This is a genomic window from Chlorobium phaeovibrioides, assembly GCF_003968655.1.
Taxonomy (GTDB): Bacteria; Bacteroidota; Chlorobiia; order Chlorobiales; family Chlorobiaceae; genus Chlorobium; species Chlorobium phaeovibrioides.
Genome location: NZ_RXYK01000011.1, coordinates 17,926 through 34,264, shown reverse-complemented (window position 1 = coordinate 34,264; position 16,339 = coordinate 17,926). Strand labels below are relative to the sequence as shown.

Annotated in this window: 16 protein-coding genes and 1 tRNA gene; 12 read left to right on the top strand and 5 right to left on the bottom strand. The window is 53.2% G+C overall.

All coding sequences use genetic code 11. The annotated features are described in order from the left end of the window. Positions 1–8 precede the first annotated feature (8 nt). A tRNA-Asp gene (locus tag EKD02_RS07410) sits at positions 9–83 on the bottom strand. Positions 84–248: 165 nt separating this feature from the next. On the opposite strand from EKD02_RS07410, the gene EKD02_RS07405 reads away from it, so the two are divergent. Genes EKD02_RS07405 through kdsB form a run of 4 tightly spaced genes read left to right on the top strand, consistent with a single transcriptional unit; the run spans position 249 to position 3,009 of the window. Next, the gene (locus tag EKD02_RS07405; RefSeq protein ID WP_126341751.1) at positions 249–1,592 is read left to right on the top strand and encodes a citrate synthase; all 1,344 of its coding nucleotides are present in this window, start codon (positions 249–251) and stop codon (positions 1,590–1,592) included. Positions 1,593–1,644: 52 nt separating this feature from the next. Beyond that, positions 1,645–1,932 (top strand): Asp-tRNA(Asn)/Glu-tRNA(Gln) amidotransferase subunit GatC, encoded by a 288-nt coding sequence (gene gatC, locus EKD02_RS07400; RefSeq protein ID WP_011889653.1) that lies wholly within the window; start codon positions 1,645–1,647, stop codon positions 1,930–1,932. Positions 1,933–1,940: 8 nt separating this feature from the next. Then, positions 1,941–2,237: a DUF167 domain-containing protein gene (locus tag EKD02_RS07395; protein ID WP_049752459.1), complete on the top strand. Its 297-nt coding sequence runs from the start codon at positions 1,941–1,943 to the stop codon at positions 2,235–2,237. Positions 2,238–2,265: 28 nt separating this feature from the next. After that, on the top strand, positions 2,266–3,009 hold the full coding sequence (gene kdsB / locus EKD02_RS07390; protein ID WP_126384770.1) for a 3-deoxy-manno-octulosonate cytidylyltransferase: 744 nt from the start codon (positions 2,266–2,268) through the stop codon (positions 3,007–3,009). On the opposite strand, the gene xseA is transcribed toward kdsB, so the two are convergent. Continuing rightward, complete coding sequence (xseA, locus tag EKD02_RS07385; protein WP_126384768.1) at positions 2,987–4,195, bottom strand: exodeoxyribonuclease VII large subunit; 1,209 nt, start codon at positions 4,193–4,195, stop codon at positions 2,987–2,989. The two genes, kdsB and xseA, sit on opposite strands and share 23 nt — an antisense overlap. 118 nt (positions 4,196–4,313) lie before the next feature. Between xseA and EKD02_RS07380 the strand changes: the two genes are divergently transcribed. Both EKD02_RS07380 and bchY read left to right on the top strand, forming a co-directional pair. Beyond that, the gene (locus EKD02_RS07380) at positions 4,314–5,279 is read left to right on the top strand and encodes an SPOR domain-containing protein (protein WP_126384766.1); all 966 of its coding nucleotides are present in this window, start codon (positions 4,314–4,316) and stop codon (positions 5,277–5,279) included. Next, positions 5,260–6,522 (top strand): chlorophyllide a reductase subunit Y, encoded by a 1,263-nt coding sequence (gene bchY / locus EKD02_RS07375; protein ID WP_185805715.1) that lies wholly within the window; start codon positions 5,260–5,262, stop codon positions 6,520–6,522. Before EKD02_RS07380 ends, bchY begins: the two co-directional genes overlap by 20 nt. On the opposite strand, the gene frr is transcribed toward bchY, so the two are convergent. Further along, positions 6,509–7,069, bottom strand: a complete 561-nt coding sequence (frr, locus tag EKD02_RS07370) for a ribosome recycling factor (RefSeq protein WP_126341749.1) — start codon at positions 7,067–7,069, stop codon at positions 6,509–6,511. The two genes, bchY and frr, sit on opposite strands and share 14 nt — an antisense overlap. Before the next feature lie 49 nt (positions 7,070–7,118). After that, positions 7,119–7,346: a 50S ribosomal protein L31 gene (gene rpmE / locus EKD02_RS07365; RefSeq protein ID WP_011889660.1), complete on the bottom strand. Its 228-nt coding sequence runs from the start codon at positions 7,344–7,346 to the stop codon at positions 7,119–7,121. Between the two features lie 105 nt (positions 7,347–7,451). Here rpmE and recG point away from each other — a divergent pair, with 105 nt between their 5' ends. From recG to EKD02_RS07350, 3 genes are all read left to right on the top strand, one after another. Next, positions 7,452–9,569, top strand: coding sequence for an ATP-dependent DNA helicase RecG (gene recG, locus EKD02_RS07360; RefSeq protein ID WP_126384764.1), 2,118 nt, complete (start codon positions 7,452–7,454; stop codon positions 9,567–9,569). 32 nt (positions 9,570–9,601) lie between these two features. After that, a complete protein-coding gene (rsgA, locus tag EKD02_RS07355) occupies positions 9,602–10,567 on the top strand; it encodes a ribosome small subunit-dependent GTPase A (protein ID WP_126384762.1) in 966 nt (321 codons plus the stop codon). A gap of 109 nt (positions 10,568–10,676) precedes the next feature. Beyond that, positions 10,677–12,050: an NAD-dependent succinate-semialdehyde dehydrogenase gene (locus tag EKD02_RS07350; protein WP_011889663.1), complete on the top strand. Its 1,374-nt coding sequence runs from the start codon at positions 10,677–10,679 to the stop codon at positions 12,048–12,050. Between the two features lie 65 nt (positions 12,051–12,115). Here the strand turns inward: EKD02_RS07350 and EKD02_RS07345 are convergent, their stop codons facing one another. Next, positions 12,116–13,333: a helix-turn-helix transcriptional regulator gene (locus tag EKD02_RS07345; RefSeq protein ID WP_126341746.1), complete on the bottom strand. Its 1,218-nt coding sequence runs from the start codon at positions 13,331–13,333 to the stop codon at positions 12,116–12,118. A 416-nt stretch (positions 13,334–13,749) separates the two neighbouring features. Between EKD02_RS07345 and EKD02_RS07340 the strand changes: the two genes are divergently transcribed. The 3 genes from EKD02_RS07340 to EKD02_RS07330 are packed head-to-tail and all read left to right on the top strand — an operon-like array spanning position 13,750 to position 16,336. After that, complete coding sequence (locus tag EKD02_RS07340; protein WP_011889665.1) at positions 13,750–14,994, top strand: GlmU family protein; 1,245 nt, start codon at positions 13,750–13,752, stop codon at positions 14,992–14,994. Between the two features lie 21 nt (positions 14,995–15,015). Then, entirely contained in the window at positions 15,016–15,579 is a 564-nt protein-coding gene (locus EKD02_RS07335; RefSeq protein ID WP_126384760.1) for an aminodeoxychorismate/anthranilate synthase component II, read from the top strand. A gap of 25 nt (positions 15,580–15,604) precedes the next feature. Beyond that, positions 15,605–16,336, top strand: coding sequence for an LOG family protein (locus EKD02_RS07330; protein ID WP_126384758.1), 732 nt, complete (start codon positions 15,605–15,607; stop codon positions 16,334–16,336). The last annotated feature ends 3 nt before the right edge of the window (positions 16,337–16,339 follow it).

Below are 16,339 nucleotides of genomic sequence, written 5' to 3'. Positions count from 1 at the left end.
TTTTTCAGCGGAGCTGACGGGGCTCGAACCCGCGACCTCCTGCGTGACAGGCAGGCGCTCTAACCAGACTGAGCTACAGCTCCGTTAAAGAGTGATTAATGTAGGCAGCTCTCCCGTAAAATCCAAAAAGAATTTTCATTCGCCAACACCCCTGATGCTTCTGTTTTTATTTGCGTCTCTTCTTCTCTATTTTGACACATTCTCCTGAAACACGCCCTGAACTTTTCTTCATGTAAAGCCAGATACTTATGACGACTGCCAATTCAGGAAACTCGCTGACTGTGACTGACAACAGGACAGGAAAAACCTATGAAGTGCCCGTTGAGAACGGTGCATTCAAAACCATGGATTTCCGCCAGATCAAGGTGTCGGATGATGATTTCGGTCTGCTCGGCTATGATCCCGGTTTTCTGAACACGGCCTCATGCAAAAGCAGCATTACCTTTATTGACGGCGATCGCGGTATTCTGCGCTATCGCGGCTACCCCATTGAGCAGCTTGCCGAGCACAGCACCTTTCTTGAAACGGCATATCTGCTCATCAAGGGAGAGTTGCCCGATCAGGAGCGGCTGGCTCAGTGGACATACAACATCCGCCATCATACCATGACCCACTCAAATCTGGTGAAGTTCATGGATGGGTTCCGTTATGATGCCCATCCCATGGGCATTCTTGTGGGAACGGTTGGAGCGCTCTCTACATTTTATCCCGATGCCAAGGATATCGGCAATGTTGATTCCCGCAAGCTGCAGATTCGCCGCCTGATCGGCAAAATTCCCACGCTGGCGGCCATGAGTTTCCGCCACAGCATGGGTTTTCCCTATGTCCAGCCCGACAATGACTTGAGTTTTTCGGGCAATTTTCTATCCATGATGTTCCGCATGACCGAGCTTCGTTATACGCCGAACCCGGTTCTGGAACGGGCGCTTGATGTGCTGTTCATCCTGCATGCCGATCATGAGCAGAACTGTTCGACCAATGCCGTGCGTGCCGTGGGCAGTTCGGGTGTAGACCCCTATACGGCTGTTGCCGCGGGCTGTGCTGCTCTTTACGGACCCAAACACGGCGGAGCCAACGAGGCGGTTATCCGCATGTTGATGGAGATAGGTTCTGTTGACAGGGTTCCGGAGTTCATCAAGTCAGTCAAGGCTGGCTCAGGCCGTCTTATGGGATTTGGTCACAGGGTCTATAAAAACTATGACCCACGGGCGAAAATCATCAAGAAAATTGCCTTCGAAGTGTTTGAAGAGACCGGGCGCAGCCCCCTGCTTGATATTGCCCTTGAGCTTGAGAAGATAGCCCTTGAGGACGATTATTTCATTTCTCGGAAGCTGTATCCGAATGTTGACTTTTATTCCGGCCTGATCTATCAGGCAATGGGATTCCCGATGGACATGTTCCCTGTTCTTTTCGCCATCGGACGGATTCCGGGGTGGCTGTCGCAGTGGAGCGAGCATGTGAGGGACACCGACCAGAAAATTGCCCGTCCCCGTCAGATCTATCTTGGTGAGGGGGAGCGCGATTGGGTGGCGGTGGACTCACGACCGAGAAACAAGGCGGAAGAGCAGATGCATGATACCTGCAGACTCTGATTTTTCTGTTAATGGTCCCTTTATTTAATTCAATTTAAAAGATTGTGACGATATGTCTGTTACCATAGATGATGTAACCTATATAGCCGAACTGGCCCGGCTTCGTTTCAGTGATGATGAGGCGCTCAAGATGACTGACGAACTCAACACCATTCTGCACTATGTCGATACCCTCAACGAGGTTGATACCGAAGGGGTTCTTCCGTTGAGCAATATCCATGACCAGAAAAATGTGCTTCGTGCGGACGAGGAGCATGAGCCGATTGCCAATGCAGCTGCGCTCAGCAACGCTCCCGACAGTCAGGATCGTTTTTTCCGGGTTCCGAAGGTTCTTGGCTGAGAATGCGGGTGGTTGCCGTTCGTGAAAAAAAGGGGAATGCTCTCTTTTCGGTAAGGGTGCAGCCCCGGGCTTCCAAAACCGCTGTTTCCGGTCCCTATGCGGGCGGGTTGAAAATAACCCTGAAGGCTGCGCCTGTAGATGATGCTGCCAATAGAGAGTGCTGCCGGCTGTTTGCCGGCATGTTCGGGATTGCCGACGGCCGTGTTCATGTTGTTTCGGGCCGCAGTTCGCGGAGCAAGTCGGTGATGCTTGAGGGGGTGAGTTCCCGTGAGGCGGAAGAGGCCTTTGAGAGGTTTGGTTTGTAATGACAATTCTTTTATCTGAAGGGCTTTCATGAAGGCAGTCATTCTTATACCCGCCAGGCTTGAGTCAAGCCGTCTTGAGCGGAAAATGCTTGCTGATCTTGAGGGGGAGCCCCTCATTGTGCGCACATGGCGTCAGGCGATGCGTTCCACGCTTGCTGAACGGGTGGTTGTGGCTACCGACAGCCGCGACATAGCCTCGGTACTTGAAGAGCGGGGTGCCGAAGTTGTGATGACCTCTCCCTCAGCAAGCTGCGGCACGGAGCGGATTGCCGAGGCGGCACGGAACATTGAAGGAGATGTGTTCGTGAACCTGCAGGGCGATGAACCCCTCATCAGTCCCGATACCATTGATCTGGTTCTGAGTCCCTTTTTTGCTGCCGACCCTCCTGACTGTTCCACGCTTGTTTTTGCCCTGCGCCCGGATGAACGGGAGCAGATTGAGGATCCGCATATCGTTAAAGCTCTGCTTGACAGGAAAGGCAACGCGCTTTATTTTTCGCGCAGTCCGGTTCCCTTTATGCGCAACAATTCCCCTTCTCTTGTGTTTTACCGTCATGTGGGGATGTATGCGTTTGGACGGGATGTTCTGCAGCAATTTGCGGCACTGCCTGTATCGATGCTTGAGGCGGCGGAGTCGCTTGAGCAGCTCCGGCTGCTGGAGAACGGGTTCAGCATTCGCTGTGTGGTTACCACTCTTGACCAGCCAGGCGTCAACACCGCTGAGGATCTTGAGCTGGTGCGTTCCATTCTCAGGAAGGAGTCCCGCTCCTGATTTCAGCCGGCAGTGTGCCATCGTGAAAGAGCAGCTCAACCGTTTCTTCAGGACGCAGGTTTTTTGCCGAGGTGACCATGTGTCCTTTCCTTCTGACCAGCGTATATCCCCGTTCAAGTGTTTTCCTGTAGTCGAGAAGCCCCAGATGCCGGGCGGCCGCTTCAAGGCGCATTCCGGTTTCCCTCTGTTTGCCTTCCAGGGTTCGCGCCATTCGTTCAACTGTGGAGTCAAGCTCTTCAGAGAGCTGCTGCATCTGGAGCACGGGGCGGTTGAATGCGTAGCTGCTGCAGAGTGAGTCTATTTCCCGTTCAGCCCCATCAATCTTTGCTTTGAGCAGACTCTCCCGTGTGGTGCCCAGAGATGTGATGTGGCGGAGCAGTTCAAGGCTGTCGGGAACTGCCAGTTCTGCTGCAATTGAAGGGGTTCCAGCTCTCAGGTCAGCTACCATGTCGGCAATGGTGAAGTCGGTTTCATGCCCGACGGCGCTGATGATGGGGATCGGGGAGTTGAAAATGGCCTCAGCTACCCTCTCTTCGTTGAACGCCTGCAGATCTTCAAGTGAGCCCCCGCCACGGGCGACAATGATGACATCGGGTCGGTTCTGCCCGCTTGTCTGTGCATTGAACCAGCTGATGCCGCTGATGAGAGAGTCAACAGCATCCCTTCCCTGAACTTTTGCCGGGTAGAGCAGAATAGTGGCAGGAGGAAATCTTCGCTGCAGCACTTTACCCATGTCCTCTATGACGGCGCCTGTTGGGGAAGTGACGAGTCCGATGGTTTGGGGGATTTTTGGAATCGGTTTTTTCCTTTCGTCGCTGAACCAACCCGCTGCTGCCAGTTTCTGAAGGAGTTTTGCGAATGCCTGCTGCAGGGCGCCCTCTCCCTCCTGGGTGATTGAGGTGCAGATGAACTGGTAGCGTCCCGACGGGGGGTAGACCTCGATTCTTCCTTCGGCAATCACATTCATTCCATCCGCCGGTCTGCAGGTCAGCCGGGATGCGGCATGTTTCCATATGACAGCCGGAATTTGCGCCCCCTCATCCTTCAGAGTCATGTAGATGTGACCCGAGCTGTGATGCTTGAAATTTGAAATTTCCCCCTTTACCTGAATCTTGGGGAAGAGGATTTCAAGTTCCTGTTTTATCTGCTGCGTCAGTTCGCTGACCGAGAGTATTGATGCCGCCATGGTTGGGACAATGAAGAGTGTTGCTGAAAAGGGATACTTTCACTAAATAAGCAAAAATCTCCCGTCCTTCCATCCTTTGCCTGTCAACGGATTGTTCAGAAGTGTTATATTTGTTCCCATGACAGACCATAGCATCATAACAGAATTGGCAGAACTGCTGGAGACCGATGCCTCGGGCGCCTCACATCTCCTGAAGGGGTTTGCCGGCGCAATGTGCCATGAGCTGCTTCTTCATCGAAGGCTCAGCGTCAAGGGGCTTGGGCTATTCACATCCGGCTCTGCTGCTCCCCGCAGGAATCGGGGCGAAGAGGGGTGGTTTTACACTCCTCCGGCCCAAAGTCTTGTCTGGAAAGCTCGTTCCCGAGGAGATGATACTTTCCGTCTGGCGATGGAGGGAATGCGTCTCGATGCCGCACAGGGAGAACGCATGGCTGGAGCTCTCAGCCAGGTATTTTCTCGTGCCAGAAAGAAACGGCTTGATCTTCATCTTGCCGGTTTCGGAACTTTCGGAGCTGTCGGAAAAGGGTTCGACTTTACTGCGGATGAGGGTCTGCTCTCTGTTCTTAACAGCGATTATGAAGGTTTGAACCGTGTTGCCTCTGCTTCTCCCGGCACATCTCCCATGCTCAAAATTGTCGCTGTTTCTGTTGTTTTTGCGGTTGTTTCAGCCATGGCTCTCCTTTTCATGTTCCGGGTCAGCCCGCCGGTTTCTGTGCCTGAACTGCCTGCAGCATCTCCTCTTCCGGTTTCGGTCGACAGTGTGGCTGCTCCGGTACCCGTTCTTCCTGAACCGGCACAACCGGCACTTCTTGAGGCGGGGGAGTTTACGGTTGTTCTTGCTACATATACCAGCGAAATGAAGGCCCGTCGTGAGGTGGCCCGGCTTGACTCCACTGGAATCCAGGCAGCACTCTGGCCTGCGTATGCGAATGGGGTGAAGTACTGGCGCATCAGGACAGGGCGGTTTGCCGACAGAAACGATGCACGGCTTGCAGTAAGGGCATTGGGGGAGACTGTCGTTCCGGTCCCTTACATTCAGGAGGTGAAAAAACAGGTTCTGAAGAATGGAAAAAAAAGCATGTAACGCACTTCATCCGCAGTCCATGTGTCCTGCATTCGGGGGACTGCGCGTTCTGACCCGTATTGACGGAGTTCAGGTATGTCTTGCTGCCGATCAGGGCTGCCTGTATGGACTTACCTTTGTTTCGCATTTTTATGCAGCACGCAAGTCCATAGTATCTCCCGAGTTGATGAATGTGCAGATTTCAGGGGGCAGCATGATTGATGATCTCCGCCGTACCATAGAGGAGATTGCCCGTGACCCCTCCATCCGTTTTATTCCCGTTGTCAGCACCTGTGTGGCTGAAACCGCGGGTATTGCCGAAGAGCTGCTGCCGAAGAAGGCTGGCAATGCAGAGGTGCTGCTTGTGCGGCTTCCGGCATTTCAGATCCGAACCCATCCGGAGGCAAAAGATGTTGCTGCAGCAACCCTGCTGAAGCGGTTCGGTGCATTTGGTGAGCCTCGCAAACCCAAGTCGCTGGTTGTTCTTGGTGAGATCTTCCCGCTTGACGCCATGACCATAGGCACCATTCTGCAGAAGATCGGGGTAGAGTCTGTGGTGACACTGCCGGGCAGGGCGCTTGAGGACTATGTTGATGCCGGCCAGGCTGAGGCATGTGCCGTACTGCATCCCTTTTATGGAAAAACGGTTGACCTCTTCAGGGAGCATGGGGTGAAGATTATCGGCGGCAACCCCATAGGTGCCAATGCAACAGCGCAGTGGATTCGTGATATCGGAGCGGCGCTTGATCTTGACAGCGCAGCCGTTGAAGCGGTGGCTCTTGAGGAGTCGGAGAAGGTTCGCGAGGTTCTGGGACGGTTCGGAGGGCTCAGCGGCAGAGTGATTGTTGCAGGGTATGAGGGCAATGAACTGCCGGTTGTCCGTCTTCTGCTGGAAGCGGGGCTTGAAGTGCCCTATGCATCAACTTCAATAGCCCGTACTGTGCTGGGCGAGGACGACCATCGGGTGCTCAGCATGCTGGGTACGGAAATCTGCTACAGGAAATATCTTGAGGATGATATGGAGGCAGTTGTGCGCCTGAAGCCCGACCTCGTTATCGGCACCACTTCGCTTGACAGTTTTGCCAAGGAGAGGGGGATTGCGGCCATTTATTATACCAATAACATTTCAGCCCGACCGCTCTTTTTTGCGACCGGGGCCGCTGCGGTGCTGGGCATGATAAGCGGGCTGCTGAATGGGAAGGAGAGTTTCAGGGCGATGAAGGAGTATTTTACAGGAAACCGCAATACCCTTACACCTCCATGATCTCTTTTTCTTTATGACTGATCAGCTCGTTGATCTGTTTTTCGTATTTGTGCAGAAGCTCGTCAGCATCTTTTTTCCCTCGGTTCTTTTCGTCTTCGCCGATGGTTTTCTCTTTTTCCAGTTTTTCTATCTCCTGTATCATATCGCGCCTGAGATTGCGGAGTGATACTTTTGAGTCTTCACCGAACTTTCTGGTGAGTTTGACGAACTCTTTTCTTCGCTCTTCGGTAAGAGGCGGGATGGAGACCCGAATGCTCTGGCCTTCAGCCACGGGGTTGAGCCCGAGGTTGGCGTCCCTGATCGCTTTTTCAGCCGGGCCGACCATTCCCTTGTCCCAGACCTGCACCATAAGTGTGTGAACATCGGCTACGCCGATATTACCCACCTGTTTGAGGGGCATCAGCTGACCGTAAGCCTCTACCTTGACCCGGTCAAGGAGGGCTGTTGTCGCCTTACCTGTCCGGATTGAAGCAATTTCATGCTGAAATGCCTCAATGGTTTTCTTGAGTTTGGCTTCGTTTTTCTGAATGACTTCTCTGACACTCATGGTGAATCCTGTGGGTTGGTGCTTGTTATGCTGAAACCGTCAGGCGCTTTTATTTTGCCTGAGCCTGTGATGCTGCCGATTTTGCGAAACGCTTGTTGAAGCGGTCGACGCGTCCGGCGGTGTCAACAAGGGTCTGCTTGCCTGTGTAGAAGGGATGGCAGTTGCTGCAGATGTCGACCTTGATGGAGTCCCGTGTTGAACGGGTTACAAAGGTGTTGCCGCAGTTGGCGCAGTTGACGGTAACCTCGGTGTACTTGGGATGAATATCTTGTTTCATGACTTTTCGTTGACTTTATCGTACAATAAACTTGTTGTATCCGGTATTAAAATAAGAAAGGTGCTAATATACAAGAATTCCTGTCCAGTTACAATTTGATTGCCTATGCAGGATAATTCTTCCCTGCAGGCCCTGAAGGGGCTTGGACCCAAAAAAATTGAAATTCTCCAAGAGGCTGGCATCAGCTCCCTTGAAAATCTTTTTGACTACTGGCCGCGCCGTTACCTTGACCGCCGGGCAATGAACAGCATTGCGGGGCTTCGGATGGGCGAAATGGCGACGGTTGTGGGGACGGTTCGTTCTGCAGGTATTGAGCAGGGGGGGCGGGGAATGGCGCGTTTCAAGGTAAAGCTGGCTGACCGTTCGGGTGTGCTGGATTTAACCTGGTTCAGAGGAGCCCGGTATTTCTCCCGTGCTATTGTTCCCGGCGACATTCTGGCGGTGTATGGCAAAGTTGGCTATTTTGGCCGGCAGGCGCAGATGCAGCATCCCGATTTCGACCGTCTCGGCAGAGAGGGCGCGGATGGAGACAAAGAGGGGAGTGACGCGGAGCTTTTCAATACTGGGAGAATCATTCCGCTCTACCCAACCAGCGAGGCAATGAAGCGTTCGGGGCTCGCCTCCCGGCAGCTTCGGGGACTTATTGCCCGCGCTTTTGACATTCGGCAGCCGGGCGGCACCGAGAACCTCAGCAGCGGGATTCTGAAGGCCCATGGTCTTATGCCGCTCTCAGAGGCCTATCGTGAACTTCATCAACCCTCTTCTCCCGAACGGCTCCAGATGGCGGAGTACAGGATGAAGTGGACTGAGCTGTTTTATGCACAGCTCTCATTTGCGCTTCGCCGCCGCGCTCTTCGACATACCCGAACGGCTGTGCAATTCAGCCATTCGGGTGAGTTCACTGCAGCCCTTCATGCAGCTCTGCCTTATTCGTTGACTGGCGCCCAGAAAAATGCAATCCGTGAACTTTATCGCGACCTCAAAGGGGAGAGCCCTATGCAGCGGCTGGTGCAGGGTGATGTGGGATCGGGGAAAACCATTGTTGCCATGTTCGCCATGGCGCTTGCCGCCGACAACAATCTGCAGTCGGTTTTTATGGCACCTACTGAAATTCTGGCCGTGCAGCACTGGCTTGGAATGAAGCGGTTGTTCGAGCCTCTGGGCATTCAGGTCTGTCTCTTGACCGGCCGTCAGCCAAAAAAGGTTCGCGAGGCGCTGCTCATGGAGCTCCGGGAAGGAAGAGTGCATATTGCGGTGGGAACCCATGCCCTGCTCCAGCACGATGTGGATTTTCACAGTCTGGGGCTGGTGGTCATTGACGAACAGCACCGGTTCGGCGTTCTGCAGCGAAAAACCTTGCAGGATAAAGCACAGCACCCGCATGTTCTGCTCATGACCGCAACCCCCATTCCCCGGACTCTCACCATGGGGGTGTTCGGCGATCTTGATGTTTCCCTCATCCGCGAAATGCCCACCGGAAGACAGCCGGTTCGCACTCTTGTACAGCAGGAGGCTGATAAGCCGCGCGTGTTTGAGTTCCTTCGTGCCGAGGTGGCGGCAGGTCGGCAGGGCTATATTGTCTATCCTCTGGTTGAAGAGTCTGAAAAGGTGGACCTTAAGGCGGCGGTCGAGAGTTTTGATGAGCTGTCGGCTTCTGTTTTCCCGGACCTTCGTCTCGGGCTCATTCATGGACAGATGACCCCTGATATGAAAGAGGTGGTCATGGAGCAGTTCCGCAGCGGTTTGATTGATATTCTTGTGGGTACGACGGTCATTGAGGTCGGGGTTGATGTTGCGAACGCTACAGTTATGGTTATTATGCATGCCGAGCGGTTCGGTCTTGCGCAACTGCATCAGTTGAGGGGACGCGTCGGCCGGGGCACTCAAGCCTCAAGCTGCTTTCTGCTCTATGCAAAACTGACCTCTGATGGCAAAGAACGGCTTGATGCCATGGCTTCCACCACCGATGGATTTGTTATTTCGGAAATTGATGCCGCCATACGGGGGGCGGGGAATCTTTTGGGCAAGGAGCAGTCGGGGACCCTCAGCGGATTAAAAATGGCTGATCTGACGAGGGATTTTGATATCATGCAGTCTGCCAGGGAGGCAGCCTTCAGTCTGGTTGCCGAAGATGGAGAGCTGAGAGAGCCGGGGCACCGGATGATTCGCGACTGGTATATGCGCCATCTGCATCAACGGGACACTCTTGCGGATATAGGGTAGAGGGGAAGAACAAAACAGTGATACAACACCACATGGGAACGAAATCTTCGGCAGTGGAAGAAAAAGCGGTGTCCGGCATGGTTGTTGAAGTTGCAGGGGCATCATACCTCGTGGAAGATGACGGAGGGGTGGTGTATCGCTGCCGGACAGTTTCCGCGACCCGTTCCGCCAATGACGATGAGTCGCTGGTGGCTGTTGGCGACAGGGTGGAGCTTCGTCATTCAGTCAGCGGGAAGGAGATGCCGGAAGCGGTTATCGTGTCGGTAGAGAAGCGCCGAAGCCAGCTCTGCCGCAAACGCGACCTTCGCCGCAACCGGAGCAGGGAGAAGATTCAGGTCATTGCGGCCAATATTGACCAGCTTGTGGTTGTGGTGTCAGCCTTCGAGCCTCCACTCAGCCAACGGCTCATTGACCGCTACCTTGTGTTTGCGGAATCTGAGCAGCTTCATCCCGTCATTGTGGTCAACAAGATGGACCTTGATGAGGATGGTACGGCGAGGGGTGTGATGCAGCTCTATGAAGGGCTTGGTTGCCACATCTGTTATGTCAGTGCATTTGAGCGGACAGGAATTGATGAACTCCGCGATATTCTCGCCGGCAGTGTGTCGGCTTTCAGCGGCCATTCAGGAGTAGGTAAATCAACCATCATCAATCTCCTGCTTGGAGAAGAACGGCTGAAAACATCTGAAACCAGCATCAAGACCGGCAAAGGGGTGCATACGACAAGCCGCTCAGTGATGCTTGCCCTGCCCTCGGGAGGGCGTGTCATTGATACCCCGGGCATCCGGGAGTTCAGTCTGTCGGGCATCAGCAGGGAGAATCTCCGGTTTTATTTCAGTGAATTTCTTCCCTTTATGCCGGAGTGCGCCTTCTCCTCATGCTCCCATACCGTTGAGCCCGGTTGTGCCGTCCGGGACGCTGTGGAGAGCGGTCTTATCCAGCCATCCCGTTACGAGAGCTATCTGCTGCTCCTTGAGTCACTCGAAGAGGATGATTGAGATGGTCTTTTGAGACTGCAATGAAGAGTTGGGTTTTTTCAAACGGATGAAATCCCCTACTTTACAGTTTTACCAACTACCTGTTTCTTCTTGAAATTCCCTTCTACCTATGATTACTACCATCAACCCATCGACAGAAGAGCCTCTGGCAAGCTATCCTGCCATGAACCAGGAAGAACTTGGGGCGGTTATTGCCCTTGCTGACAGCCATTATCATACCTGGCGCAAAACGGATGCACTATACCGTCGGGAATGCATGCAGCGCCTCTCGGCGCTGCTCACCGAGGAGGCTGACAGGCATGCTGAACTGATAAGCCTTGAAATGGGCAAGCCGCTTTCGCAGGCTGTGGCGGAGGTAAAGAAATCTGCCTGGGTATGCGACTATTACGCCCTTCACGCCGAGCAGTTTCTGCAGCCTGAAGAGACTGAGGTGGACGGGATGCAGGGACTGGTGAAATTTGAGCCAATGGGGCTGGTTCTTGGCGTCATGCCCTGGAACTTTCCCTTTTGGCAGGTGTTCCGTTTTGCCGTTCCTGCAATCATGGCCGGCAATGGCGTTCTGCTCAAGCACGCCCCCAATGTGACAGGATCATCCATAGCCATGGAGAGCCTGCTGCGGAGGGCTGGATTTCCTGAACATCTTTACCGGGCAGTTCATATTGATCTTGACGATGTTGACCGGCTGACAGGATTCATCATTGACCATCCATCGGTCTGTGCCGTATCGGTAACCGGGAGTACGGAAGCGGGCCGTGCTGTTGCCACAAAAGCGGGGCGTGCATTGAAGCGCAGCGTGCTGGAACTTGGCGGCAGCGATCCCTACATCGTACTTGACGATGCCGACATTGACTCGGCGGTGAACCACTGCGCTGCATCCCGCCTTCTGAACAGCGGACAGAGCTGCATTGCAGCCAAGCGGTTCATTGTTCACAGCGCAGTTGTTGATGAATTTGAAACACTGCTCCTCAAACGCATGCAGGGTGCTCTCATGGGCGACCCGTTTGAAGCGGGAGTGGAGGTGGGGCCGATTGCCCGAGAAGATTTGCGCCTGCAGCTGCATGATCAGGTTGTGCGCAGTGTTCGGGGCGGAGCCCGGCTGCTCACAGGCGGAACGATTCCGGAACGGAAAGGATATTTTTATCCACCGACCCTGCTTGCCGGAGTGAAACGCGGCATGGCTTCATACAGCGAAGAGTTGTTCGGGCCGGTTGCCACACTGATTGAGGCGCAGGACGATGATGAGGCGGTCCGCATTGCCAATGATACCCCTTTCGGACTCGGTTCAGCAGTCTTTTCCTCCAGCCGTGAGCGCGCGCTGTCCATTGCAGACAGGCTTGATGCGGGAAGCTGTTTCATCAACGGTATGGTCAAGTCTGACCCCAGGCTGCCATTCGGCGGGGTAAAGCAATCTGGTTATGGGCGTGAACTTGCCCGCTATGGCATACGCGAGTTTGTCAACATCAAAAGCCTCTGCATTGCCTGACTTCTCCCCTCCCGTGTCTTTCTCTCTCTGCCTGCATGGCGGGAGAGGAGAGTTGCTTAAGGCTGTTACATGGTGACTGCCAGGTCGGACAGATAGGTCTTGATTGACTGATGTTTCCCAAGACCGAGTTTTTTATGCATGCGGTAGCGGATGCTCTCCATTCCTCTTGTTGAAATACCGACGGAGCGGGCGATTTCGCGCGTGTCGTAGTTCAGTTTGACAAGCAGGCTGATGCGAAGCTCCCGCTGGTTGAGGTTGGGATGCTTTTTCTGCAGCTTTGAGAGAAAGACTGAATCGGATTCGGTCAGCTCGATGTTGAGCCTTTTTTCAATGGTTTCCGTTTCAATAAGGCTCAGGCAGGCATCGGTCATCTGGCGTTTCTGTGTCGGGTCAATCTCCAGAGCGTAAATCTGATCGAGAAGGTTGCGCAGGGCTGTGGTTTTTTCTGCGATTGCCGTTGATACTCTTGTCAGTTCAATGTCCTGACTGGCAATGCGGGATTTGAGTTCTGCAATTTCCTTTTCGGAGTCACGACCGGCTTTTCTGTTCATTTCGGTTTGTGCATTCATTTTTATCACCATGTGTGTTATTCGCTGTTCAAGGTTGGCTGTGAGTTGATCAAGTTCGCGTTCTTTCTCTTTCTCTTTTATCCTGAGGTCGGACTGCAGGGCCTCCAGCGCTTTGAAGTAAGAGTGATCGCGGCTTTCGTGTGCAGGGATAGAAATATGCTGATCAAGCATACCCATCCATGATATTCTTGCGACAGCCGCAAGAAATTCGTTTTTGGCGGCAGACTCTTCATTCGTAAGAGTGCTTTCGCCATTGAGAACCAAGGCACTGCCGGCATTGTGGGCCCGTGCCGCAAAGAGAGCTTCGTCATAACTTCCTGCCTGAAGAACAGGGATGGTGTCAGGGACGACAGCTGCAAAAGATTCTGTCAGAATCCGAATGGGTTCGGGTATGTTGAAAAAAACTATGAGATCTATCCCCGATTTCCAATTGAAGATGAGATCAGCTATTGACTGTTTGTACTTGAGCGTTATGCGGCCGATATGGCTGAGATCATAGAGCAGTATGACCGGTGTTGTTTCAAGTTTTGCATCTCTGACGGCCTGCTGCAGCATGTTGAGGTCCATGATGTCAAGGATGATATCCTCTTCAGCCTCAACCCAGCTCAACAGTATGTTGTTTTCAACAAGGGCCAGTTTTTTCCTGTAGCCTTCACTGCTGTGGTTGCTTTCCCAGATGGTGTCAGATGTACTGTTTAGATTGCGGCCCTGCATGGATACCGTATTGATGGGGGGTACAGTAATTCGCGCCTGTCTGGCGCATTGTTTGGTGTAATATCGGCAATTTTTTACTAAAAGAAGAATGTTTTTTACTTGTTTCGGTGAAAAACACTCTTTCGTGGTGCGGATGGTACAGTAATATGAGTGTTTTGGGGCTGGTTCGTTATTTCCTCATGAATACACCGCTTTGCTGTAGACGCATGGTGTTATTGCTTTTTTGTTCTGTGGCGCACTGCTTTTGCGTTGGCTTTGCGTGGTGCTGTTTTTATTTTTAATCCTGTGGGCGGCAAGGGTCTTTTCCCATGAGTATCGTCTATGTTGTTCATGTGTGCGCTTATAGGTTATACGGCGTTTAAAATGCATATTGAAAATACCCACCGGCACCCATTGTGAAATGAGATGAATGAATTATGCAGGTAGTTCTCTTTGAAGACAGACAAGTGCGGCGACTGATGCCTCTTGTCGCGCTCAAGCCGGTCTACGGGATGACTGTAGGGTGCCGGACCATTCGCGAGAAGTTTGAGCGGCATCTGCCGGGCATGAATCTTTCGTTCCATCTCCGGCGCGCTCTGGCCCCTGTTTACAGGGAGAGTTTCCCCGATGTTCAGGTCAACAGTGTGGTTGATGATGATCTTCTGCTTGTAAACGGACGGATTATCTGCGATGCGGCAGTGGGGGAACTCATTGCACGCAGCGTTCCCGAAAGCGGAACCGCACTGGTGCAGGATGGTGAACTGCTCTTTGCCCGTCTCCCTGCGTCGCTTGTTCTTGACGCAGATGGCCTTTTTGACGATTGTCTTGACGGGGAACGGCTGAAGGCCGACCTTCGCTGCATTTCAGTTGAGGGGTTCCGCCTGCTCTCGTTTCTTTGGGATGCGGTTGCCCTCCATACCGATGAACTGTTGCGCGATGCCTCATTCCTTCCGCTTGGCCGTATTGAGGGAGCTGTTCACCCTTCGGCCGTGATTGTCAACCCTTCAAATGTTTTTGTGGCACCGGGAGCAGTTGTGCGTGCCGGGGCGGTGATAGACGGCGGGGAGGGGTTTGTTGCCATTGGCGAGGGCGCCATTGTTGAACCGCAGGCAGTGGTGATGCAGAATGTCTATGCCGGTTCCTCATGCAGAATAAAAGCGGGTGCCAGGGTATACAGTAATGTGTCTATCGGACGGGGTTCGAAAATCGGAGGCGAGGTGGAGGACTGCATCATTGAAGCCTATGCCAACAAGCAGCATGACGGGTTTCTTGGTCATTCCTATCTTTCGCACTGGTGCAATCTTGGTGCCGGAACCAGTACTTCCGACTTGAAAAACAACTACAGCGCGGTTCGTATTCTTCAGGGTGGCCGGCACTATGAGACAGGGCTTCAGTTTCTTGGTCTGCTGATGGGCGAGCACAGCCGCTCTGCCATCAATTCGGCGTTCAATACAGGAACCGTGGCCGGTATGGCAGCCAATGTGTTTGGCGCAGGGTTTCCTCCGAAGGAGATTCCCTCATTTGCCTGGGGTGGCAGCGGGGGCTTTGAGGCCTACGGCATTGAGCCTGCGGTACAGACCGCCCGAAAAGTAATGGCCCGCAGGGGTGTGGTGATGAGTGCCGCCTACGAAGCGCTGTTTCGTTTTATGGCCGATGCTCCGAATCACAGTATTCCGGAATAACTCTTAAGCAATGCAGTACAGATGATTCTTGTTGTTGATAATTATGATTCCTTCACCTATAACCTGGTGCAGTATATCGGCCTGTCTGGTGCCGAGGTCAGGGTATTCCGCAACGATGAGCTGAGTGTTGCGGAGGTTCTTGCTATCGCTCCTGAAAAGATTGTGATTTCTCCGGGGCCTGGAACTCCTGACGAAGCCGGCATATCTGTTGACCTCATCAATGCAGTGAAGGAGACAATCCCCCTGCTCGGCGTCTGCCTCGGCCATCAGTCCATTGCGGCGGCACTTGGAGGCAGGGTGGTTCGTGCGGAGCATATCATGCACGGCAAAACCTCACCGGTGTTCCATGATTCAGAGGGTGTGTTCAGGGATCTTGCCAACCCCTTTATTGCAACCCGTTATCATTCGCTGATTGTTGAACGCGCAACTCTTCCGGCTGAGTTGACCATCAGGGCATGGACAGAAGACGGGGTCATCATGGGAATGGACAGCCGGGAGCTCAAACTCTACGGAGTCCAGTTTCATCCCGAGTCCATCATGACCGACGAGGGCCGGCATCTTATCCGGAACTTTCTGGAACTCTAGCATCTCAACCACGGGGAGCTGTTCAATGGATAAAATAAATCAGGGCAAAGAGCCCCGAAAACCCGTTTCTCCGCCTGTGCTTTCCGGTCAGGGTGAGAAGGGAAGTGACTTTATGGTTGACGGGTGGCGCGTTTTTAAAATAATGGCTGAGTTTGTCAGCGGATTTGAAGTTATGGGTGATGCGGCACCCGCTGTCAGCGTGTTCGGCTCAACGAGGGTGGATGAGGGGAGCGGGGAATATGAACTTGCCCGGACGCTCGGAGGCATGCTTGCCCGGGAGGGGTTTTCGGTCATTACCGGAGGAGGGCCCGGCGTGATGGAGGGGGCTAACCGAGGTGCGCAGGAGGCCGGGGGAGTTTCCATCGGATTCAATATCAAATTGCCCAATCAGCAGGCGGCAAACCGCTATATTGATGTTGACAAACTGGTGAGTTTTCAGTATTTTTTTGTGCGGAAGGTGATGTTTCTTAAATACTCACAGGCCTTTATTGCATTGCCCGGAGGTTTCGGCACGCTTGATGAAGTGTCTGAAGCGATGACGCTCATCCAGACGGGAAAAAGTGAGCGCTTCCCGGTTATTCTGGTGGGGAAAAGTTACTGGGAGGGATTCTATCGGTGGGTTCAGGAGTCGATGCTTCAGGAAAATGGCTTTATTTCCCCCCCCGATCTTGGTTTCATCTATCTTGAAGATGATCCTGAAGAGGTGATTTCCATTATCAAGAAGTTTTATCCAGAGGGGTACTGCCTGAATTTTTAGGCA